Genomic DNA, 22,319 nt, shown 5'->3' with positions numbered 1-22,319 from the left:
CTGGGGCGATCGCGCCGCGATTACCCCATGTTTTGCGACAACGACATGCATGAAACAATGATCTAAAGCCTGTCGCGTGAATCTCTTTTCACGCGACAAGTTTTGAGGGAAAGGTACCATGGCATTCGATATCGACGGCATGAACTGGTTTAATCCGCCCGCCAAAGCAGAGATGCGTGACGGCAACCTGCATGTTGTAACAGGCGAACGGACAGACTTTTGGCAGGGCACCTACTACGGTTTCCACCGTGACAACGGCCATTTCCTTCACAGGACGCGAAGGGGCGATTTTACCGCCGAAGTGACCTTCGTCGGATATTATGAGGAACTTTACGATCAGGCCGGCCTGATGGTCCGCGCCGATGCCACGCATTGGATGAAGTGCGGTATCGAATATACCGACGGTGCCAAGCATTTCAGCGTAGTGGTGACCAACGGCAATTCCGACTGGAGCGCCTTTCGCCTCGATCATGATTTCGATCGAATCTCAGTGCGGGTTACGCGCAATGGCGATGCATTGTTCATCCAGTACCGGACCGACAGGATGGCGGAATGGCGAATGGCCCGCCTCGCCTACTTCGATCCGGCCTTTGAAGAAGTCCTCGTCGGCCCCGCCTTCTGTTCGCCACAGCGGCAAGGTTTCGAAGCGGAATTTCTTGAGTTCAGCTTAGCGGATCCCGTTTCACGGGAAATCCACTAGAGACGACGCCAGAAGCTTGAGCGGTTCTGGAATTCCATCAAAAGCTGAAGCACTCTAAAGCATCTTCTTGCCATTGGGCACGGGCCGATCGACAGCGGCGAGCACGATGGCGCCGGTTTCATCCTCAAAGCCCAGCGTCAACACTTCCGAGCGCATCGGGCCGATCTGTCTTGGTGGGAAATTCACGACGCCGAGCACCTGTCGCCCGACCAGTTCCTCCGGCTTATAGTGCACGGTGATCTGTGCCGAGGACCTCTTGATGCCGATGTCAGGCCCGAAGTCGATCAGCAGCTTGATCGCCGGCTTGCGCGCCTCCGGAAAAGGTTGCGCTTCGATGATCGTGCCGACGCGAATGTCGACGCGCTCAAAATCGGCATAGGTAATCTGTTCTGGCATGTGCGATCCTTGATCAGCCGGCAAGTTCTTCAGCTCGCTTGCGGGCTGCAGCGATCGCTTTGTCAAAAAGCGGCTGCATTCCCTTTTCCGCCATGAGGACGGAAAGTGCGGCGGCCGTCGTTCCGCCAGGAGACGTCACATTCTGACGCAGGCGCGAAGCATCATCGGGGGACTGGTGCAGGAGTTCACCAGCCCCCGCGACGGTTTCCCGCGCAAGCCGCATGGCGAGGTCCGCCGGCAGGCCGAGCTTGCGGCCCGCCTCCGCCATGCACTCGACGAGATAGAAAACATAGGCCGGGCCGCTGCCTGAAAGTGCCGTCACCGCATCGATATCGGCTTCAGCATCCACCCATTCGACCGGCCCGGACACCCTCAAAAGAGCGGAGACCTTCTCCCGCTGATCCGAGCTCACCCGTGAATTGGCGAAAGCACCGGTGATACCACGCCCGACCATGGCCGGCGTATTCGGCATGGCACGCACCATGGCCGCTTGACCAAGATGCTCTTCAAGGAAGGAAAGCGTCTTACCGGCAGCAATCGATACCACCACGGTCTGCGGCCCGATTGCGCTTTTAAGATCGGGCAGAACGGCGCCCATCACCTGCGGCTTGACGGCCAGGAACAGCACGCTTGCGACGAGATCCGCCGGAACGGCGGTGACATGCGTGGCGCCGGCATCCGCGATCAGAGACTGCATGGCAGGCGACGGAGCTGGATCGGCAACAATGACGGACGAAGCAGGAACGCCGCTCCTCAGCCAACCGGCCAGCATGGCGCCGCCCATATTTCCCGCGCCGACGAGAACGATGAGTCCGCCGGCCGAAGATGCCTCCGCTATCATCTCAAGCTTCACCGACTGTTTCGAACAGAACGGCCTCCATCGCGCGGTTGGCGTCCATTCCGGACCAAACTACGAACTGGAAGGCCTGATAATAAGCTTCGCAGCTATCGAGCGCGTTGGAAAGCAGCATTTCGACCTGACGGCCGGTTGGCTCCGCACCGCCGGACAGCAGCAGCGACTGACGGAAGATGATGACATCCTCCTGGCGCCAGAGATCGAAGTGCCCCATGAGCACCTGACTGTTGACACAGGACAGAAGCCGGATGACTTCGTTGACCCGCGTATCGGGAACCTTGATGTCGAAGGCGCAACCGATATGCAGCGCCTCGAATTCCTCCATCCAGGAAAAGGAGACATGGTAATCCGTCCAGCGGCCCTCGACCGTCATCGCGATTTCATCTTCGCCGGAACGCTCGAACGACCAGTCATTATGGGCCGCAACGAATTCGATCGTATCGACCGGGTTCGACTGACGTTCAATTTCCATTTCCATAAGGCTCATGCAGCACCTTCTCGACCGGAATGAATGCGATCACTTCGTGCGAACACAAGAGACACACACGCAACTACCGGAACCACCCTCGGATGATCGTTGAACGGCTGCCAGACTAACGCAGTCACCCTGCCCGGAGCTTACCATGTCCGCTTCGAATCATCATGTAAAATCAGTGTATAATGCCCTAAGCGACCTGCCATCCCCTTGGGCTCAAATTCACTTGGCGATGCTGTGGAAACGGCTTCTAATTTAGATCCAGAAGGATGCTATAAACGACTCTGACGACTAGCTTTTTTGGCAGTGTCCACAAGTGGAAAACACCGCCGAATTTTTTCTCGCAAAACGTGACATGCCAAATTTTTGGCATGTCACGTTGAAATTCTCGCAAAATTACTTGCCTTCTGCGGCAAGTTTAGCCTCAAGGGCATCGATTCGAGCGCGCAGCGCCTCGTTCTCGTCGCGTGCTTTGATCGCCATTTCGCGCACGGCCTCGAATTCCTCTCGCTTGACCACGTCCATGCTATTCAACCAGCGCTCGGCCTGGGCGTTGAATGCGGTTTCGATCTCGCGGCGTACGCCCTGTGCAGCACCTGCCGCATCGGTCATAAGCTTCGCGAATTCATCCATGATACGGTTCGGTCCAGTCGCCATGATAGTCTTGCTCCTTTGCGGTCGCTGTCCTGCCACAACAGCGCTTTAGGACATGAGGTAGGGTTTCGCCAACATCGATGCAAGCGATTCGCACGTTGCCGGCCTTGCACGATTTACACTTCGCGAATAATCGACTTGACCGCTTGAGATCGCAACGCCATCTTTCGCGCACATCAATGGATGGAACAACTTGCAGACAGCAGCCACCCTTCTCGCCATTCTTCCTTTTCCGGAAATCGACCCGGTCGCGCTCGCCATTGGGCCTGTTAAAATCCATTGGTACGGGCTGGCCTACGTGGCGGGCATTCTTCTCGGCTGGTATTACGCCCGTCGCCTGGCCGACAATGCCGCATTATGGCCGGGAAACATGTCGCCGCTGACGAAAACCCATCTCGATGATTTCATCATCTGGGTAGCGCTGGGCATCGTGCTCGGCGGACGTATAGGCTATATCCTTTTCTATGACCTCGCGGCTGTCGTCGCAGATCCGCTGCGTGCCTTCCAGATATGGCGGGGCGGCATGTCCTTTCACGGCGGCCTGATCGGCACGACGATAGCGATGATCCTTTTTGCACGTCGCAATGCCATACCGATCTGGAGCCTGTTCGATATCGTTGCCGCGGTCGTTCCGATCGGGCTTTTCTGCGGCCGGATCGCCAATTTCATCAATGGGGAGTTGTGGGGCCGAATCAGCGACGTGCCCTGGGCGATGGTCTTTTGCAACCGGTATATTATCGCGGCCAATCAGGGCATATGTCCCGCCGGTGATTTCACCCGCCATCCGAGCCAGCTATACGAGGCAGGCACGGAAGGCATCATTCTTTTCCTTGTGCTTCGCCTGCTCACGCATCGTATGCAGGCGCTGAAGACGCCCGGCTTCGTTTGCGGCGCTTTCGTTTGCGGCTATGCGCTGTCTCGTATTTTCGTCGAATTCTTCCGTGAGCCTGATGCGCAGATCGGCTATCTCGCCGGCAACTGGTTGACCATGGGCATGGTCCTCTCCTCACCCATGGTCCTGCTCGGCATATGGGCCATGGTCCGCGCCCGCCGCGCGGGCGAAGCCGCCAGCGAACAGCTCTGAATCGCGCGGGAGAGCATTCGAATGAGCACTGCCCTGGGGGAAAAGATCAAGGCGATTATACAGGCGAACGGTCCGATCAGCGTGACCGATTATTTCTCGCTCTGCCTCGCCGATCCTGAACATGGCTACTACAGAACGCGTGAACCTTTCGGCCGCTCTGGCGATTTCGTCACAGCGCCAGAGGTTAGCCAGCTTTTCGGTGAAATGATCGGCGTGTTCCTGGTGCATGCATGGCAGCGTCACGGCGCACCCGCTGACGTCCGGCTCGTAGAGATCGGTCCCGGCCGCGGCACCATGATGGCCGATATGCTCCGGGTCATCGAGCGTCTTGCACCCTCGCTCTACGACGCGCTGAGTGTCCATATGGTCGAAACCAGCGAGCGCCTGCAGGATATCCAGAGCACGACGCTGGCGGACCGCATGGACAAGCTTTCATGGCACACGGACTTCGATGAGATTCCCGCGGGCTTCACGCTTCTTGCCGCCAACGAGCTTTTCGACGCGATTCCCATAAGGCAATTCGTCAAGACCGCGACCGGCTTTCGCGAGCGCATGGTGGGGCTCGATGCCGACGATGAATTGACCTTCGCAGCCGGCGTTGCGACCATAGACCCCACCCTCCTGCCCGCTTCGGCCAGAAATGTCCCTCCCGGCAGCATTTTCGAATTCGCTCCTGCGCGCGAAGCGGTAATGAGCACCATTTGTAACCGGCTTGTCGTCCACGGCGGTTCTGCGGTCATCATTGACTACGGTCATATGGCGACAGCACTGGGCGATACGCTACAGGCTGTGCGCATGCACGAATTCGATCCGCCGCTCGCGCATCCGGGTGAAGCCGATCTGACGAGCCACGTCGATTTCCAGCATCTGGCGGAAACCGCCCTGGCCTGCGGCGTTCATCTGAACGGCTGCGCCCATCAGGGCGATTTCCTCTTGGGACTGGGTCTTCGGGAGCGGTCTGCGGCTCTTGGCCGCGACAAGGATCTTTCGCTGCAGCAGAGCATTCAGCTTGCTGCGGATCGACTTGCCGGTGCCGGCGAAGGAAAGATGGGCGAGCTCTTCAAGGTTCTGGCCGTGTCGCACCCGGCCATCGACCTCATGCCTTTCCGTCCGGTGGATTGACAGAGAGCGCGCGCCCGAGCAAACATCGGACGCCAACAGAATGCTTCGCTGGAGTGCCGGCGAGCGGAAGACCAGAATCTCCATGGAAAGCGCCGGACGACATAAATGAAGGACGAAGCACGGCCGACTCCGATCGAAAGCGCGCTGTTGAAAGCCGCCGCAACGACCGGCATCCGTCACGGCTATTTTACGCGTGCAGGCGGCGTTTCAGAAGGACTGTACCGCGGCTTGAATGTCGGGCTGGGTTCGAACGACGACCGTGACAAAGTCATCGAAAACAGGACGCGCGTCGCGCGCTGGTTCGGCCTGCCGCTTGAAAGACTTGCGACCGTCCATCAGGTTCACTCTCCCCATGTCGTAACCATAGGCCCGGACTATGACGGCTCAAGACCGGAGGCGGATGCCATTGTCACCGCGACTTCGGGAATCGCGATCGGCGTTCTCTCGGCGGACTGCGGTCCCATCCTTTTCGCCGATCCGGAAAACCGAGTGGTCGGTGCAGCTCATGCCGGCTGGAAAGGTACGCTGACGGGCGTCCTGGAAAACACGATCGAGGCCATGGTGGCGCTCGGCGCTCGCCGTGAGGCGATCGTCGCCTGTCTCGGGCCCTCGATAAGTCAGGTCAACTACGAGGTCGGGCCGGAATTCGTCGAGCGCTTTGTCGCGCAGGATGCCGCCTATGCGTGTTATTTCATACCGTCGGCAAAGCCCGGACACGCCATGTTCGACCTTCCCGCCCTCACGATACAACGACTGCGTGATGCCGGCGTGAAAGCCGAAAACCTCGACCTCTGTACGTACCCTGACACCGACCGATTCTTTTCCTATCGACGCACTACCCATGCAGGAGAGCCGGATTACGGCCGGCAGATATCCGCCATCGCAATCGAGGATACTTTCTAAAATGGCACTCCATTTCGAAACCAGCGAATTTGCAGACCGTCTCGTCCGTCTCACCGACAAGATGAAGGAGGAGAAGCTCGACGCCCTGCTGCTCTTTGCGCAAGAAAGCATGTTCTGGCTGACGGGCTACGATAGTTTCGGTTACTGCTTCTTTCAGACGCTCGTCGTGAAGGCAGACGGCAGCATGGCGCTATTGACGCGCTCGGCGGACCTGCGCCAGGCGCGACATACTTCCATACTGGAGAACATTCATATCTGGGTGGATCGCGTGAACGCCGATCCGACGATGGACCTGAAGAATCTGCTTTCTGAAATGGATCTGCTGGGAGCCCGTATCGGCGTCGAATACGACACGCACGGCATGACCGGCCGTATCGCACGCCTCCTCGACGCACAGCTTGCAACCTTCGGACAGATCGTCGACGCCTCCTATCTCGTCAGCCAGCTTCGCCTGGTCAAGAGCGCGACCGAGGTGGCCTATGTCGAGCGGGCCGCAACGCTCGCCGATGATGCGCTCGATGCTGCGCTTGCGCTGGTGAAACCCGGAGCCGACGAAGCCGATATCCTGGCGGCCATGCAAGGAGCGGTCTTTTCCGGCGGCGGCGACTATCCGGCCAATGAATTCATCATCGGCTCCGGCGCCGACGCCCTTCTTTGCCGCTACAAGTCCGGACGCCGCAAGCTCGAGACTACTGATCAGCTGACGCTCGAATGGGCCGGCGTCTGCGCGCACTATCATGCAGCCATGATGCGCACGATCATCGTCGGCGAGGTGTCGCTGCGCCACCGCGAACTCTATAGCGCCTGCCTCGAAACCATCAACGCAATCGAGACGGTCCTCAGACCTGGCTACACCTTCGGCGACGTCTTCGACATGCATGCCAAAATCATGGATGAGCGCGGCCTGGCACGCCATCGGCTGAATGCCTGCGGCTATTCGCTTGGCGCACGCTTCTCGCCCTCCTGGATGGAGCACCAGATGTTTCATAGCGGCAATCCTCAGCAGATCGAGCCGAATATGTCGCTCTTCGTCCACATGATCATCATGGACTCCGATACCGGTACCGCAATGACGCTCGGACAGACCTATCTTACGACCCCGCAAGCGCCGCGGGCGCTCTCGCGCCATTCCTTGGATCTCATCAGCCTTTAGATCACGATGATTTTGGGTCGAATCGACCCGAAATCATAAACGTGATCGATTCTAAAAATTGGAGCGGGATGCGGGCGGAAAACCGCACACACTTTTCCTCATCCCGCTCCAACAGCGGGTAATAACCGGCGATATTCGAGAATTGACAGAATCTTATCCTCACCCCCATAAATTCTCCGGGCAGGCACGGATGATGAGGGAAGGACGGGTCGACGATGAGATTAGCCAGCGCCGCGCTGACCATCATTGGCTCCGCCGTTCTGCTTTCCGCCTGCAACACGACCGAAACGCTCGTCCCGAAAGTGGGGATTGGTGAAACGGCTGACATCAGATCCGGCCCTATAACGCAAACCGAGGTCGAACGCATGGCCGGTGCGCCGCGGCGCCAGCAATTCGCGGCGCCGTCGCAGGGCGGAGGCTATCATCCCGCCTATGATGATCAAGCGTACCGGCAGAGCGGTTACCAGTCGGGGCCCGGTGCGCCGCCGACCACGTTGCAGGAACAGGCCGACGCGCTCAACCGTCAGGGTCCCGCTCCCGCCTCCGCGCCTGTGGAAAGCGCGCAATTGCAGCCACCTGCAAGCGGCGAGCGGACGCCATCACGGCAGCAGGCGCCTGAGCAGACGGCTGCAATTGCAGCACCACGCAACGGCAACACGATTCGATTCCTGCCGATCATCGGGGCTCCGGTTCAAGTCGTCACACCACTCTCGCGTCAGCTTGGCGCCGATGCCAGGGCGCATGGCCTGACGATCAAAAGCTCCGGCGACACCAGCAGCGACTACATCCTCAAGGGCTATCTTTCCGCCTTCACCGACAACGGCTCGGTCACCGTCGTCTATGTATGGGATGTCCTCGATAACAGCGGCAATCGCCTGCATCGCATTCAAGGTCAGGAGAGCGTGCCGACTGCGGCAACCGATCCGTGGGCCGGCGTTCCGGCGTCTGTCATGCAGCAGATCGCATCGAAGACGATACAGGAATTCACGTCCTGGCGGCAAACGCGCGGCGGTTAGTTACACGCTTTTTACAAATATAGAAGCATGTCGCGCCCTTGCCCCTTGCATTCGGGAGCAAGCTGGCTAAAAAGCGCGGCTATCAGATGGTAACAGGCGGGCCAAAATGAAGGTTTTCGCAGGGAATTCGAACCGGCATCTCGCCGAAGCGATCTGCAACTATCTCAATGTTCCCTTGGGAAAAGCCAGCGTTCGAAGATTTGCGGACCAGGAAATCTTCGTCGAAATTCAGGAAAACGTCCGTGGCGAGGACGTCTTCGTCGTCCAGTCCACATCTTTTCCCGCCAACGACCATCTCATGGAACTGCTGATCATGATTGATGCGTTCCGGCGTTCCTCCGCCAAGCGCATCACCGCAGTCCTCCCCTACTTCGGCTATGCTCGCCAGGATCGGAAAGCCGGTCCCCGCACGCCGATCTCCGCCAAGCTGGTTGCCAATCTCATTACCGAAGCCGGCGCCGACCGCGTCCTCACCCTCGACCTGCATGCGGGTCAAATCCAGGGCTTCTTCGATATACCGACCGACAATCTCTACGCCGCTCCGATTTTAACGCGCGATATCAAACAGCATTATGACATCAGCAATGTCATGGTCGTCTCGCCTGATGTCGGCGGCGTCGTGCGGGCCCGTTCTCTTGCAAAGCGCCTCGACTGTCTGCTGGCGATCGTGGATAAGCGCCGCGATCGGCCGGGTGAATCGGAAGTCATGAACATCATCGGCGACGTGTCCGGCAAGGATTGCATCCTGATAGACGATATCGTTGATTCCGGCGGCACGCTCTGCAATGCCGCTGAAGCACTCCTTAAAAACGGTGCCATCAGCGTGACTGCCTACATCACCCACGGCGTTCTTTCCGGCGGCGCGATCACCCGCGTCACGTCCTCCAAGCTCAAGGAACTGGTAATTACCGATTCGATCCAGCCGACGACCGCCGTGCAATCTGCGCACAATATCCGCGTCGTTACGACCGCCAATCTGATCGGCGAGGCCATCAACCGTACAAGCCAGGAAGAGTCAGTCTCGAGCCTGTTCGACTGAGCGGCTCGGCGGCATCGGTCATTGCCGGATCTGCAATTTATCAGCTTCATATCGCTGTGAACTTCAACTAGCCTTCCATCGATTCCAGCGATGGCGGGGGACAGTAGATGAAGGCACCGACATTCTTGCAGCTTTTTATCCGGCGCATATCCTGGCGCTCGGTTTCGCTGCTGATGTTTCCGATGCTTTCCGCATGTACCGTCGACACCGATCCCGACTTTTCACGACCTCCTCCGCCGCGTCTTCAGCCGGCAATGTGCACCATGGAATACGATCCGGTCTGTGCGCAGCGCGGCAGCCAGGTCCGGACTTTCGCCAATGCCTGCGAGGCCCGTGTAGGAGGCTTTCGGATCGTCGGTCGTGGCGAATGCCGACCCGAACCGCCGACCAGGCCACGCCCGCCCCGCCCCGAACCGGCCATATGCACCATGGAATATGACCCGGTCTGCGGCCAGCGTGGAGGACGCATGCAGACTTTCAGCAATGCGTGCAGAGCGGAGGCCGAAGGCTTCCGGATCGCACATCCCGGCGAATGCCGATCGTAATAGTGCGACACTGGAGCTTTAGGAGGACGGCTACATACCGTCGCCACTTGCTCGATCGTACCCTCGCCCCGCTTGCTAGGGTGAGGGGCAAAACTCTCGTCGAATCCGATAGTTGCGGAGTGCGGTGAAAGCCCCTCATCCGCCCTTCGGGCATCTTCTCCCCGCAGGCGGAGTCGCATCCTCCGCCGTTCCTCACGGCGGCTACATACCAATTGAACGAAGAATATTTTAGGCAGCTTGAGCCTTGCCGACCGCCGGAGCCGCGTTCGCGGGCGAGACTGATTCGGGGGGCGCGGAGCCATCCTGCAGAGCGGCGCCCTCCGTGCTCTCCGTATTGACAATGTCTGCAATTTCCTCGCGTGGGACCGGTTTTCCGAACAGGAAACCTTGGACCTGCAGGCAGCCCTCCTTGCGCAGAAACTCGATATGCTCCTCGCGCTCGACCCCCTCCGCCAGGACTGGAATGTCGAGACTGGCCGCCAGGATCAGCGTGGAGCGGACGATCGCAGCCGACTGCCGGTTGGTGACGACGCCGTCCACGAAAGCGCGATCGATCTTGATCTTGTCGAAAGGGAAGCTCTGCAGGGTCGATAACGAGGAATAGCCGGTGCCATAGTCGTCCATCGCCACTTTGACGCCCAGGGTCTTCAATTGGCGGATCATGTGCAGCGCATGATGATGATCGGCGATGATGCCTGATTCCGTAATCTCCAATTCGAGGCGCGAGGCCTGGAGGCCGGTATCGAGCAGGACCTGATGGACGATTTTGGGCAGGCGATTGTCGGCAAGCTGCTGCGGCGCCACGTTGACCGCGATGCGTAGCGGGTTTTTCCAGGATGCCGCTTCGGTACATGCGGTCCTGAGGACCCATTCGCCAAGCTCGAAGATGAAGCCGGTCTTTTCGGCGATTGGGATGAATTCCGCCGGCGAGATCATGCCGCGGACCGGATGATTCCAGCGCAGCAGTGCTTCGAACCCCACCACTTCCCGCGTCGCTGTATCGTTCTGCTTTTGGTAGAACAACTCGAACTCGCCATTGCGGATACCTTCACGCATCTCGATCGCCAGCGCGCTGCGTGCGCGGGCCGCTTCGTCCATGGATGGATCGTAGAAGCAGATCGTGTTGGTCGCAGTTGCCTTGGCCCGATACATGGCGACATCGGCTTGAGAAAGCAGGTCGTCCATCGTCGAGGCCTGGCCGGGAAAGGTCGATATCCCCACGCTGGAGCCTACCGACAAGGAATGACCATTCCATTCGATCGGCTTCCCGATCTCGTCGAGCACGCGCTGCGCAAATATCCGAGCATCCGACCGGACAAAATAATCGTACATCACCGCCACGAATTCATCGCCGCCGATACGTGCAACGAACTGGCCGTTCTGCAATATCCCGTCCAACCTGCCAGCCACAGTCCCCAGCACGACGTCCCCGGCCGAGTGGCCATGAACGTCGTTGATTTCCTTGAACCGGTCGAGATCGAAGGAGAGAACTGCGATCTGCGCAGTCGTCTTGTTGGAATTTCCTATCAGCGCCGTCAGGTGCTCGTTGAACGCCGTGCGGTTGGGAAGATTGGTCAGGGGGTCATGCAACGACAGGTGACGGTAGCGTTCCACGGCGGCTTGCGTGGACTGCACATCGATCACATAGGTCGAGGCGCCGAGAAGCAGAATTATGATCATCACGACCGAAACCAGACCGGTCATGATACCTGTGGAAACGACTTCAGGCGACACGGCAACAGCGGCGTCAGGCTGGATAATGAGCGCAGCCATGCCGGTGAAATGTGTGAGTACGATCGCAAGGATCATGGCCAGCGCTGATGCGCGACTGCAGAAGCGGCTCCCTGGCCGCGCGATGCGGTTGGTGATGATCGCACCGCAAACCGCCGCAAACACGAGCGACGCGATGACGTAGGACCGATCCCATTGAATCTGTCCCGCGACCTCATAAGCGGCAATGCCGGTATAGTGCATCACCACGATACCAAGCCCGACGATCACCCCACCCGCCTCGATCAGCAAGCCTTTCTTGCCCATGGATGCGATGCCAAAGCCCGCCATGCTGACAGCAATCGCCAGGAGAAGCGACACGATCGTCAGCACGACCTCATAACCGGTCGCGACCGACGTGTGATAACCCAGCATGGCCAGAAAGTGTGTCGTCCAGATCGTGGCGCCGCCAATGAAACCGGACAGGAATAGCCAGTTCAAACGCTGCATGCCCTGCGCCTTGCGAACCCTGTAAAAGAGCCTGGTGGTCAGGAACGACCCGAGGACACAGATGATCGTCGCGAAAGCGAGATGCATGGGACTGTGTTCTGTTGTGATGCAGGAAAGGACACGAAGCATGTCGGAAACCGTAAAGTTGATCTGCCCCCTATATATTCAGTGGAACAGTAGTATTGATTAATGCCGCGGGATTTTGGATCAGATGGTTAAAGGCTTCGAAATGGCGGTGCCGGTGTCGGAAGATGACGGGTTCGATAGAACTTGCGTCCGATGCCCGTTTGTACTATAGGCCGTGCGTCCGCGCAGACACCCTTGGAGGCAACGCGGATGAGGCGGGATTTATGACCCTCCTCCAGTTTATCGGGACGCGGACAACCGCCCCGATCAAACTCTCCAAATAACCTCGAAAGGAATAGCCATGAGCCAGGAAACCTATGAGCTCAAGGCCGAGGCGCGCGAACGGGTTGGTAAGGGGTCCGCCCGTGAACTTCGCCGCAACGGTTTCATTCCCGCTGTCATCTATGGTGACAAGCAGGCCCCCATTTCGATCGCTCTCAACACCAACGAGGTGACGAAGCGCATCCACGCCGGCGGTTTCATGACCACCATCGCGATGATCGACGTCGACGGCAAGAAGTACAAGGTTCTGCCGAAGGATTATCAGCTCGATCCGGTTCGCGACTTCACGATGCATGTGGATTTTCTGCGCGTGTCCGGCAATACCCAGGTCACAGTTGAAATCCCGGTTCACTTCGTCAACGATGAAAAGTCCCCGGGCCTCAAGGCTGGCGGTATGCTGAACATCGTTCGCCACGAAATTGAAGTTCACTGCCCGGCCGACGCCATCCCGGATGCCTTCACGATCGACCTCACCGGCCTCAAGATCGGTGACAGCATTCATATTTCCAGCGTAACGCTGCCGAAGAACGTAAGTCTGGTCATCGCCGACCGCGACTTCACGATCGCGACCATCGTTGCTCCGGCTGCCGGCGTTCAGGAAGAACAGGCAGAAGGTGGCGAGGAAGCCGAAGCTTAAGCTTCAAGTAAACTTCCATCAGATATCGGCCCGCTTTCCGCAAGGAAGGCGGGTTTTTCATTTCGGATCATTAGCTCTATATTTTCGCTCCAAGTAATTCGCCGGTAAAGAAACTTGGCGCACTTGCCTTCAGCAACATTTAACTTATTCATGAAAATATTACCCCAAAGAGTTGTGGAAGCGGTACCACCTCAATGCAACGGCTGATCGGAAATGCCACGCAGGGGAAAGCGGAACGATGAACCATTCCGTTGAGAATAGATTTTTCGCGATCGTCTGCGGCGCACTGCTGATTTTCGTGGCCCCCCTGTTCGTCCTCTTTCTCTTTTTGTCCTCGGAGCGTGCTGACAAGGAAGCGCGGGATCACATATCCGTTCTGCTCGATGCCAACGCCCAGGCCCTGGCAAAGCCGCTTTGGGATTTGGATGAGGAGAGCGTCACGCAGATCAGCGCCACCGTTGTTTCCGAAGGTTCCATCGTCAAAGTCAACGTCCGCGATCAGTCAGGACAGCTCGACGTTACGCAATCGACTGTCCCCAAATCGTTTCAAGGCGCTCTGGAGACCGTCTCACGCCCCATCGTCTACAATACGGTGGACGGCCGAAAGAATTTGGGCAGCATTACCGTTTCCTACCCTGCGATCGGCCTGTTTTCCGGCCTCAAGCACGAAGAGATCGTCTTTGTCTCCATTTTCATTTTTGCCGTCTTGACCGTCTTCGGCACAGCCGTCATCGGCAACCGCATTTTCGTGATTCAGCCTCTGATGCGCCTTACGGCGGCCATCGAGGCGACTAGGCAGCTTGGTTCACGCCACCATGTCGACTGGCATTCGAACGACGAAATGGGCCGTCTGGCGCGCAGCTTCAACGAAATGCAGATCAAGCTCGAACGTGAGGAACAGGAGCTCAAGCTCGCCCACCGACGCGCGACCGACATCTACAATCTGACGCCGGCCATGCTCTTTTCGCTTGACCGGAACGATTGTCTGACGGCCGTCAGCGACTACTGGCTGGTGGCGACGGGTTATAGTCGCATCGACGTCATCGGGCATTCCTTTGCCAGCCTCCTTCTTCCCGACTGGCGAGAAAAGTTCATCCAGCGCAAGGAAAGCCTTCGCAAAGACTCTGCAACTCGTGATGTGACCGTCAAGTTCCTATGCCACGACGGCCGTGTCATGGACGTTCTGATCCTGGAGTCGAAAGCCACGCCCTATGGGGATGACGCCCTTTCGCTCTCGGTCATGACCGATGTGACGGAACTTAAGGAATCCGAAGACCGCAACCTCCGTCAGGCCATCACAGACCATCTGACCGGCCTTCTCAATCGCCAGGGCTTTGAGACTGCCCTCGATGCCAAGATTTACGAATCTGATCGCAGCCAGCGCGAGCTCGCCTGCCTCTTCGTTGACCTCGACCGCTTCAAATGGATCAACGACAACATGGGACATGCCGCCGGCGACGCGGCATTGTGCGAACTCGTGGACCGGCTGAAGGGCCATCTGCAGTCGGGCGACATCGCCGCCCGCCTCGGTGGTGATGAATTCGCCATCCTGCTTCCTGCAGAAGACGGAGAAACACGCGCCTTTGAGATGTCCGAGAAGATCGCTGCGATCTTCGAAAGGCCATTCGGCGCCGATATGCACCTGAGTGCCAGCGTCGGCATTGCGGTTTATCCGCGCCATGCACGCAATGCCGCCGAATTGCTGCAGAAATCGGATATGGCAATGTATGCCAAGAAGCGCGAAGGCAAGAATGGTACCCGTATATTCGACGATGCCATGCTCGATGAGACGCATCGGCGTGCAGAGGTTCAGAGCTATATCGAAACAGGTCTTTTGGAAGACTGGTTCGAGGCCTATCTGCAGCCGATCGTCAATCTGAATGATCGTTCCGTTTCAGGCTTCGAAGCGCTTATGCGCCTGCAGCATCCCCAAAAAGGCATCCTGCCGCCTGCCGACATCATAAACGTTGCGGAGGAAACCGGGTCCATCATCCGCATCGGCAATGCCGTTATGGAGAAGGCAATCGGTCATCTGGCGACGATATCGAATATCGCTGGGATGGAGGACACCTATCTCGCTATCAACTTCTCGCCGCTGCAGTTCGAGCCGGCACTGCTGCCCCGCATAGCCAGCCTGATGGCGCGCCACAATATCCGCCCCGACCGGATCGTCGTTGAAATAACCGAAGCCGTGTTGATGCATGATAATCCGGAGATCCGCACCATCGTCAATGAAATATGCCGCTTCGGATGCCGCATCGCGCTCGATGATTTCGGCACGGGTTATTCTTCGCTCAGCTATCTCAACCGCTTCCCGGTTGATATCATCAAGATCGATCAATCCTTCACACGCGCCATCAACGATGCAATCCCGGATGTGCGCCGCAAGAGCCGGATGCTGGTAGAAGGCATCACCACTCTTTCCCATAAGATGAATTGCGCCGTTGTCGCGGAAGGCATCGAGACCGATGAAGAATGCCTCGCCCTGCAGCAGATGGGATTGGATTTTGGTCAGGGATATCTCTTTAATCGGCCGCAGCGCGCCGATCAGCTCATCGAGAAGCTAAAGGATAATGCAGTCGAGAAAGGCCGTGCTTTTGCACGCGTATCATGAGGCTCGGAAGCGCGGAGGAGACGTCGTGAGAAAGCTTCTGCTCCTGCTCTTCCTCGGTCTGTCTTCGCTTGCCCACGCCCAAACCGTCAATTTCACGACGGAGGATTACCGACCTTTCAACTATCGCGAGGGCAAGGAGTTGAAAGGCATGACTGTTGAGCAGGTCGAGCGCATCATGGCCAAGATCGGCGTCGACTACACGATGGAACTGATGCCCTGGGTTCGAGCCTATAATCAGGCGCTCAACAATCCGATGTCATGCGTCTTTGCGACGGCGCACGACGACGAGCGCGACAAGCAGTTCAAATGGGTCGAGCCCCTGCTGATTGACCGTAACATCCTGATCGCCAGGGAGGATTCGAACGTCACCGCCCAAAATCTCGATGAGGCGAAGCAATATACCGTCGGTACCCATCGAGAGGATTATACGGAAAAGTTGCTCCGCAAGAATAACTTCACCAAGATAGACGTCGGCGTCGGCTTCAACGCGACCTTTCGCAAGCTCGTCAGCGGCCGCATCGACCTGATGCCGATTTCGGAACTCTATTACATCAAACTGAAACGCGACGGTGAGCCCATCAGAAGCGTCGCCATTCTTTCCGAGCAACCGATGGGCATCGCTTGCCAGAAGGATTTCCCGGACGACCTGCTTGCCCGAATGCAGGCGGCTCTCAATGCGATCATCGCAAACGGAGAGCAGAAGGCGATATTTGCCAAATACGGGCTCGCGCCGATCAACTGAGCCGACACCTCATTTATGCTTTCCCGCTTGACACGGCAGTCGTTTCGCGTTGGTGAAAGCGGCAACGCAGTTTGCAAGGCTTTCAGCTCATGCTCATCATTGCAGGTCTCGGCAATCCCGGCGCCAAATATGCCGGCCATCGCCACAATATCGGCTTCATGGCAGTCGATGCCATCCACCGGCGACATGGCTTCTCGCCCTGGTCGAAGAAATTCAAGGCAGAGATATCCGAGGGCGATCTCGGCGGAGAAAAAGTGCTGCTGATGAAACCGCAGACTTTCATGAATCTCTCCGGTGAAGCGGTCGGCGAGGCTATGCGCTTCTACAAGCTGCAGCCTGCAGACCTCGTCGCGATCTATGACGAACTCGACCTGCCTCCTGCCAAGGCCCGCCTTAAGACCGGCGGCGGCAATGGCGGTCATAATGGCATCAAATCGCTCGAGGCCCATTGCGGCAAGGATTTCCGGCGGCTCCGCCTTGGCATCGGCCATCCCGGCGTCAAGGAACTGGTGCATAGTCACGTGCTCGGCGACTTCGCCAAGGCGGATCGGATCTGGCTGGAGCCGCTGCTCGACGCCTTGGCCGACAATGCCGACATGCTGGTCCGCAACGAAGATTCGCAGCTTATGAACAAGCTGGCACTGGCGGTCGGCGGCAAGGCTCAAGAGGACGAAAAAGCGCAGCCGGAGAAGAAGCCGGCGGCAAAATCGCATATTCATCAGGCGCGCAACAACAACCCGCCGAAAATGCCGACCACCGGCCCTATGGCCGAGATGCTGAAAAAGATGTTCGGCAGCAAGGGAGAATAGCGTGCCTGTTGTAGATTTCAGCATTCGGCCGGCCGCCTCCGGCGATCTGCCAGCTCTTCTTGCGCTTTACCGGCATCTTAATCCAGATGATCCGGAACTCGATCCGCAGGTGGCCAATGACCGTTTTGACCGGATGCTGAACCAACCGGGGATGACCGTGCTCATCGGCTTTGCCGATATGGTCGCGGCCGCCTCAGTCACGCTGATCGTGGTTCCCAACCTGACGCGGGGCGCCGCTTCCTATGCTCTTATCGAGAACGTCGTAACCGATGCAGGTTATCGAAAACGCGGTTATGCCCATGCCTTGATAAGGCATGCTTTCGAACAAGCCTGGCAAGCGGGTTGTTATAAGGTGATGCTCCTGACGGGTTCGCAGAATCCGGCGACTCTGCGCTTCTACAGAAATTGCGGATTCGTCCAGGACAAGACCGGGTTCCAGATTCGACGTCCGATCCCGCGATAGGGATCCCCCGTCTGCTTGGTCGGCCTATTCTTCAGGTTCCGTCGTGAACATCAACGGAAAGCCCCCGCTCTTTGCGAGATCAATGCCTTCCTTGGCCTTGGTTTCCGCAATGTCCTTGGCGCAAACGACGACCACGCAGGAGCCCAGCTTGTGCGCTGTCATCATCACACGGTACCCGGTCTCATCGCTCATGCGAAAGACAGCCTTCAACACCGTGATGACAAACTCGCGCGGCGTATAGTCGTCATTGACCAGAATGACCTTATAGAGCTTCGGCCGATCGAGCTTCGGTTTCGTTTTGGTCTTTGGTTTTAAGGCAATATCGTTGTCACTCATCGGATATCCGCCGTTGATGACATGGAAATTGGGAAGACCCCTATATTGTAGCGCAAACAGCCGCCATTCAAGCCGACGAGAACTATAAGTTTTTATGTCGCACTCGCTTGCGAACCGGCAATACAACGGGAACAGCCCGCAAAGGCTTGACCGCACTCCTCCTTTATCCCATAGGCACGGCCAAGGAATTCAAGCAAGGCAGGTTTTCAGCCATGGGCTTCAAATGCGGTATTGTCGGACTGCCGAATGTCGGCAAGTCCACACTCTTCAATGCTTTGACAAAAACGGCCGCCGCACAGGCGGCAAACTATCCCTTCTGCACGATCGAGCCGAATACGGGCGAAGTCGCCGTACCCGATCCGCGCATGCGCAAGCTCGCCGATATAGCCAAGTCGAAGGAAATCATCCCGACCCGCATCTCCTTCGTCGACATCGCCGGTCTCGTCCGCGGCGCGTCGAAGGGCGAAGGTCTCGGCAATCAGTTCCTCGCCAATATCCGTGAGGTCGATGCGATCGTGCATGTTCTGCGCTGCTTCGAAGACAGCGACATCACCCACGTCGAAGGCCGCATCCATCCGGTCGCAGACGCCGAGACAATCGAAACCGAATTGATGCTCGCCGATCTCGAAAGTCTGGAACGCCGCACGGAGCAGACGCGCAAGCGGGCGACAGGCAAGGACAAGGATTCCATGGCCATGCTGCCAATCATGGAAGCCTCACTGAAGCTTTTGAACGAGGGCAAGCCGGTTCGCACGCTCCTGCCGAAGCTCGATGCCGAAGAACTGCGCATCCTGCGGGGGCTCAGTCTCCTGACGTCGCACCCCGTCCTTTATGTCTGCAATGTCGCCGAGGCCGATGCCGCAAGCGGCAATGAGCACACGAAAGCGGTTGCCGAAATGGCGAAGGCGCAGAACGCGGAAACCGTCATCATTTCTGCCGCGATCGAGTCCGAAGTGGCCCAGCTTCCGGATGAGGAAGCCAGGGAGTTTCTGAGCGCCCTTGGCCTCGAAGAAGCGGGCCTGGACCGATTGATCCGCGCCGGCTACAAATTGCTCGATCTCATCACCTATTTTACGGTTGGCCCCAAGGAAACCCGCGCCTGGACGATCGAGCGCGGCACAAAGGCGCCTGCCGCCGCCGGCGTCATCCATTCGGATTTCGAGCGTGGCTTTATCCGCGCCAATACCATCGCCTATGACGACTACATCCAATACAACGGCGAAGTAGGCGCCAAGGAAGCCGGAAAGGCGCGCGATGAAGGCAAGGAATATGTCGTCCAGGACGGCGACGTGATCCACTTCCGCTTCAACACCTGACGGTATATCGCCTCTCGAGCTTGGCGCATCCAGATGGACGCGCCAAAGACGCCGACAGGCTTCAGGCGGGCGGCAGCCTCTCGGCGACAGCCGATGACAAGGCCCGCATGACCAGCCGACGCAACAGCGCCCAGCCTGTCCCGATGATAAGCACGATTATGCCAACGACGAGCAAGGTCGTGAAAATATAGGTATCGACGGTCGCACTCCCCTGTCCGAAGATGCCGTAGATCGCATAGCCAAGCGACAGCAGCCCCGATGTCACGAAGGCACGCCTGTCGATGACAAGGCCGATCAGCATCAGTATCGCGACCGTGACAATGACAACCGGCGTCCTGAACGAGACAGTCTGAATGAGGTCGATCTCGTTGCCATCTCGGGAAAAGAGCGCGATGACACTATAGAGCAGGGCCGGCGCCGCACCGAGGTGAAGCCAGAAGGCGATGTCGGAACGTGTCGTCATTCGCCTTCGATCACCGAGATCGAAATACATCGCCACCGCAAAGAGCCCGATCGCGCAGAGAACGAAGACTGCAGACACGATACCGGGCTTGTCGACGAGGATATGCGGATTGCCGCTTGCCCATTGCAGGGTACGGAAGAATAACGTCACGAGGACACCAAGCCCGGACATGGCGCAGAGCGCAAAAGCCAGCGGCACGCGATATCTGAGATAAAAAAGGCCAAGAACAATCGGGAAGGCGGATACGAACTGAACCGCCCCTTGCCCGCTCTGCCAGAATTGGACGCTGTCCGGCTCCCGCTGCGACATGAAGACTGCGATCCAGATGAAGAGCGCGATCGTCAGGCTGACCGCGGGCAAAGCCAGACGCTGTCGCTTTACGAGAATTTCCGCAAGGATCACGATCGCCGGAAGCACGACATAGATCGAAGCCAGGCCCCAGAGCCCGCTTAGCACGATGATGACGCCGATGGTGATGAGGACGTCGTGAAAACCGCGAACGAAACGCGGTGTTTCCGTATCGGACCATGCCGAGACCGTCTCCCCTACCGGACGGGCAGGCCCGCTTGTTTCGACGATCACGCCACGCTCGACAAGAAACGGCAGCAATCGCTCCTTCGCATCCGTCGGGAGCAATCCGTCACGCTCCGCCTCGTCGAGTATCGACCTTAGTTCAGTCATACCGGTTCGTTCCTTCGGAATCATTGAGAACTGCGAGATGCTATTGTAAGCATCGCAAAGTTCATATGAAGTGAGGCCGAATGTCCGAAGAAAAGCTTGCCTACGAGGATTTTCGGCCAGGTCACACCTTCCCTCTCGGTCCCAAGCAGGTGACCGCGGAAGAGATTATCGAATTTGCGACCGAGTTCGATCCGCAACCCATGCATCTCGACGAAGAAGCCGGCCGCAGGAGCGTTCTTGGCGGCCTGGCGGCATCCGGCTGGCACACCTGCGCCATGCTGATGCGCATGATGGCCGACAGCTATCTTCTGGCCGCGCACTCGGAAGGAGCACCGGGGATCGATTTTGCAGAATGGAGGAAGCCGGTGCTGGCCGGCGATGCCCTGTCGGGCGTTTCGGTCGTCCTCGAAGCCCGTCCCATGCGATCCCGCCCCCGTATCGGCATCGTCAAATTTCGACACGAACTCAAGAATCAGCGCGGCGAGATTGTCTGCGCCGCCGAAAACTCCGTTATGCTGAAAATGAGAACGCAGCCGGAGACCGCCGCATGAAGATGGGCGAGCGCTACGTGATCGGTGAGAGGACAGAAACCGGAACCTATCGATTCACAAGGGAAAACATCACCCGCTTTGCCTCCCGCTTCGACCCACAACGCTTTCACATGGATGAGGAGCAGGCCAAGAATACGCTCTTCGGCGGTCTCTGCGCCTCCGGCTGGCATACATGCGCGGCCTGGATGAAGACCTTCATGGATTACTGGGCGAAGGAAACCGACCGTCTTGCGCAGAGTGGAATAACGCCACCGAAGCTTGGCCCGTCCGGAGGTTTCCGTAAGCTGCAATGGCTGCGCCCGGTCTATGTCGACGATGAGATCAGTTACTCGGTAACGCTGCTTTCCAGCCGGCCGCTGAATTCGCGACCGGGCCGGATCATGAACACCATTCTCTGCGAAGGCATCAATCAGGCGGGCACGCCGGTCATCCGTTTCGAAAGCGACGTTCTCGAGTTCGAATAACCCGGTGTTTAGAGCGGTTCAGCTTTTCATGGAATCGCCGAACCGCTCTAACCCTTTGTTTTTACACAATTCCGAACGGAAACCGCTTCGCACTTTTCCTGGAATTGCTCTAGTGCCCGCTGAATTCAACCAGCGTGTGGACATCCACGCCAAGCGCTTCCAGCTTCCTGCGGCCGCCCAGATCCGGCAGATCGATGACGAAGCAGGCCGCAACAATCTCCGCACCGATCTGGCGAAGGAGCTGAGTCGCCCCGACTGCCGTCCCACCGGTCGCAATCAGATCGTCGATGAGGACGACCTTCTCGCCAGGCTTGACCGCGTCCAGATGCATCTCCATCTCGTCGACGCCATATTCCAAGCTGTAGGCAATCCGTACGGTTTCGTGCGGCAGCTTGCCTTTCTTGCGGATCGGAACGAAACCGGCCGAAAGCTGATGAGCCACAGCGCCGCCAAGAATAAAGCCCCTCGCCTCCATGCCCGCGATCTTGTCGATCTTCGTTCCGGCAAAAGGCTGCACCAGCTCATCGATCGCCCGGCGAAAGGCACGCGGATCACCAAGCAGCGTCGTGATGTCGCGAAAGATGATGCCTGGCTTTGGGTAGTCCGGAATGGAGCGGATGCTGTTCGCAAGCTCCGAAGTTACATTATCCATGAAAGTCCATATTCCTGTGC

General features: G+C 58.0%; 24 protein-coding genes. 16 read left to right on the top strand and 8 right to left on the bottom strand.

Annotation, left to right across the window (positions count from 1 at the left end; genetic code table 11):
• Positions 1 to 118: 118 nt before the first annotated feature.
• Positions 119 to 700: a DUF1349 domain-containing protein gene (locus tag AAE029_RS26825; RefSeq protein ID WP_371075944.1), complete on the top strand. Its 582-nt coding sequence runs from the start codon at positions 119 to 121 to the stop codon at positions 698 to 700.
• A gap of 54 nt (positions 701 to 754) precedes the next feature.
• On the opposite strand, the gene AAE029_RS26820 is transcribed toward AAE029_RS26825, so the two are convergent.
• From AAE029_RS26820 to AAE029_RS26805, 4 genes are all read right to left on the bottom strand, one after another.
• Positions 755 to 1,096, bottom strand: coding sequence for a tRNA-binding protein (locus AAE029_RS26820; protein WP_371075943.1), 342 nt, complete (start codon positions 1,094 to 1,096; stop codon positions 755 to 757).
• A gap of 13 nt (positions 1,097 to 1,109) precedes the next feature.
• Positions 1,110 to 1,937 (bottom strand): pyrroline-5-carboxylate reductase, encoded by an 828-nt coding sequence (gene proC / locus AAE029_RS26815; protein WP_371075953.1) that lies wholly within the window; start codon positions 1,935 to 1,937, stop codon positions 1,110 to 1,112.
• Between the two features lies 1 nt (position 1,938).
• Positions 1,939 to 2,439: a YbjN domain-containing protein gene (locus AAE029_RS26810; RefSeq protein ID WP_371075942.1), complete on the bottom strand. Its 501-nt coding sequence runs from the start codon at positions 2,437 to 2,439 to the stop codon at positions 1,939 to 1,941.
• A gap of 384 nt (positions 2,440 to 2,823) precedes the next feature.
• Positions 2,824 to 3,084 carry an accessory factor UbiK family protein gene (locus AAE029_RS26805; RefSeq protein WP_371075941.1) on the bottom strand — a complete coding sequence of 87 codons (261 nt, stop codon included), beginning with the start codon at positions 3,082 to 3,084 and terminating at the stop codon, positions 2,824 to 2,826.
• Positions 3,085 to 3,274: 190 nt separating this feature from the next.
• Between AAE029_RS26805 and lgt the strand changes: the two genes are divergently transcribed.
• The 7 genes from lgt (at position 3,275) to AAE029_RS26770 (ending at position 9,943) form a co-directional block, all read left to right on the top strand.
• Complete coding sequence (lgt, locus tag AAE029_RS26800; protein WP_371075940.1) at positions 3,275 to 4,165, top strand: prolipoprotein diacylglyceryl transferase; 891 nt, start codon at positions 3,275 to 3,277, stop codon at positions 4,163 to 4,165.
• Between the two features lie 21 nt (positions 4,166 to 4,186).
• Positions 4,187 to 5,287: a class I SAM-dependent methyltransferase gene (locus tag AAE029_RS26795; protein WP_371075939.1), complete on the top strand. Its 1,101-nt coding sequence runs from the start codon at positions 4,187 to 4,189 to the stop codon at positions 5,285 to 5,287.
• Positions 5,288 to 5,392: 105 nt separating this feature from the next.
• Complete coding sequence (pgeF, locus tag AAE029_RS26790) at positions 5,393 to 6,190, top strand: peptidoglycan editing factor PgeF (protein ID WP_371075938.1); 798 nt, start codon at positions 5,393 to 5,395, stop codon at positions 6,188 to 6,190.
• 1 nt (position 6,191) lies between these two features.
• On the top strand, positions 6,192 to 7,343 hold the full coding sequence (locus tag AAE029_RS26785; RefSeq protein WP_371075937.1) for a M24 family metallopeptidase: 1,152 nt from the start codon (positions 6,192 to 6,194) through the stop codon (positions 7,341 to 7,343).
• A gap of 215 nt (positions 7,344 to 7,558) precedes the next feature.
• Positions 7,559 to 8,359: a hypothetical protein gene (locus AAE029_RS26780; RefSeq protein ID WP_371075936.1), complete on the top strand. Its 801-nt coding sequence runs from the start codon at positions 7,559 to 7,561 to the stop codon at positions 8,357 to 8,359.
• 106 nt (positions 8,360 to 8,465) lie between these two features.
• The gene (locus AAE029_RS26775) at positions 8,466 to 9,398 is read left to right on the top strand and encodes a ribose-phosphate pyrophosphokinase (protein WP_371075935.1); all 933 of its coding nucleotides are present in this window, start codon (positions 8,466 to 8,468) and stop codon (positions 9,396 to 9,398) included.
• Positions 9,399 to 9,505: 107 nt separating this feature from the next.
• On the top strand, positions 9,506 to 9,943 hold the full coding sequence (locus AAE029_RS26770) for a Kazal-type serine protease inhibitor domain-containing protein (protein WP_371075934.1): 438 nt from the start codon (positions 9,506 to 9,508) through the stop codon (positions 9,941 to 9,943).
• A 228-nt stretch (positions 9,944 to 10,171) separates the two neighbouring features.
• Here AAE029_RS26770 and AAE029_RS26765 read toward each other — a convergent pair whose 3' ends face one another.
• Positions 10,172 to 12,292, bottom strand: a complete 2,121-nt coding sequence (locus AAE029_RS26765; RefSeq protein ID WP_371075933.1) for a putative bifunctional diguanylate cyclase/phosphodiesterase — start codon at positions 12,290 to 12,292, stop codon at positions 10,172 to 10,174.
• 298 nt (positions 12,293 to 12,590) lie between these two features.
• Between AAE029_RS26765 and AAE029_RS26760 the strand changes: the two genes are divergently transcribed.
• From AAE029_RS26760 to AAE029_RS26740, 5 genes are all read left to right on the top strand, one after another.
• Positions 12,591 to 13,208, top strand: a complete 618-nt coding sequence (locus AAE029_RS26760) for a 50S ribosomal protein L25/general stress protein Ctc (RefSeq protein ID WP_371075932.1) — start codon at positions 12,591 to 12,593, stop codon at positions 13,206 to 13,208.
• A gap of 238 nt (positions 13,209 to 13,446) precedes the next feature.
• Complete coding sequence (locus tag AAE029_RS26755) at positions 13,447 to 15,822, top strand: EAL domain-containing protein (RefSeq protein ID WP_371075931.1); 2,376 nt, start codon at positions 13,447 to 13,449, stop codon at positions 15,820 to 15,822.
• 25 nt (positions 15,823 to 15,847) lie between these two features.
• Complete coding sequence (locus AAE029_RS26750) at positions 15,848 to 16,564, top strand: substrate-binding periplasmic protein (RefSeq protein WP_371075930.1); 717 nt, start codon at positions 15,848 to 15,850, stop codon at positions 16,562 to 16,564.
• 89 nt (positions 16,565 to 16,653) lie between these two features.
• The gene (gene pth / locus AAE029_RS26745; protein ID WP_371075929.1) at positions 16,654 to 17,373 is read left to right on the top strand and encodes an aminoacyl-tRNA hydrolase; all 720 of its coding nucleotides are present in this window, start codon (positions 16,654 to 16,656) and stop codon (positions 17,371 to 17,373) included.
• Between the two features lies 1 nt (position 17,374).
• Positions 17,375 to 17,836 (top strand): N-acetyltransferase family protein, encoded by a 462-nt coding sequence (locus AAE029_RS26740; protein ID WP_371075928.1) that lies wholly within the window; start codon positions 17,375 to 17,377, stop codon positions 17,834 to 17,836.
• 24 nt (positions 17,837 to 17,860) lie between these two features.
• Here the strand turns inward: AAE029_RS26740 and clpS are convergent, their stop codons facing one another.
• Complete coding sequence (gene clpS, locus AAE029_RS26735) at positions 17,861 to 18,172, bottom strand: ATP-dependent Clp protease adapter ClpS (RefSeq protein WP_371075927.1); 312 nt, start codon at positions 18,170 to 18,172, stop codon at positions 17,861 to 17,863.
• A 212-nt stretch (positions 18,173 to 18,384) separates the two neighbouring features.
• Here clpS and ychF point away from each other — a divergent pair, with 212 nt between their 5' ends.
• On the top strand, positions 18,385 to 19,488 hold the full coding sequence (gene ychF, locus AAE029_RS26730; protein WP_371075952.1) for a redox-regulated ATPase YchF: 1,104 nt from the start codon (positions 18,385 to 18,387) through the stop codon (positions 19,486 to 19,488).
• Positions 19,489 to 19,549: 61 nt separating this feature from the next.
• Here the strand turns inward: ychF and AAE029_RS26725 are convergent, their stop codons facing one another.
• On the bottom strand, positions 19,550 to 20,632 hold the full coding sequence (locus AAE029_RS26725) for a hypothetical protein (protein WP_371075926.1): 1,083 nt from the start codon (positions 20,630 to 20,632) through the stop codon (positions 19,550 to 19,552).
• Positions 20,633 to 20,712: 80 nt separating this feature from the next.
• On the opposite strand from AAE029_RS26725, the gene AAE029_RS26720 reads away from it, so the two are divergent.
• Positions 20,713 to 21,183, top strand: coding sequence for a MaoC family dehydratase (locus AAE029_RS26720; RefSeq protein ID WP_371075925.1), 471 nt, complete (start codon positions 20,713 to 20,715; stop codon positions 21,181 to 21,183).
• Entirely contained in the window at positions 21,180 to 21,647 is a 468-nt protein-coding gene (locus tag AAE029_RS26715) for a MaoC family dehydratase (RefSeq protein ID WP_371075924.1), read from the top strand. The genes AAE029_RS26720 and AAE029_RS26715 overlap by 4 nt, the downstream gene beginning before the upstream one ends.
• A gap of 109 nt (positions 21,648 to 21,756) precedes the next feature.
• Here the strand turns inward: AAE029_RS26715 and AAE029_RS26710 are convergent, their stop codons facing one another.
• Positions 21,757 to 22,299, bottom strand: a complete 543-nt coding sequence (locus AAE029_RS26710) for an adenine phosphoribosyltransferase (RefSeq protein WP_371075923.1) — start codon at positions 22,297 to 22,299, stop codon at positions 21,757 to 21,759.
• Positions 22,300 to 22,319 lie beyond the last annotated feature (20 nt).

The organism is Sinorhizobium sp. CB7 (assembly GCF_041357635.1).
In the GTDB taxonomy this organism is placed as follows: Bacteria; Pseudomonadota; Alphaproteobacteria; order Rhizobiales; family Rhizobiaceae; genus Rhizobium.
Note: the sequence above shows the minus strand (reverse complement) of the source record. Positions and strands in the feature narration are given on the sequence as shown.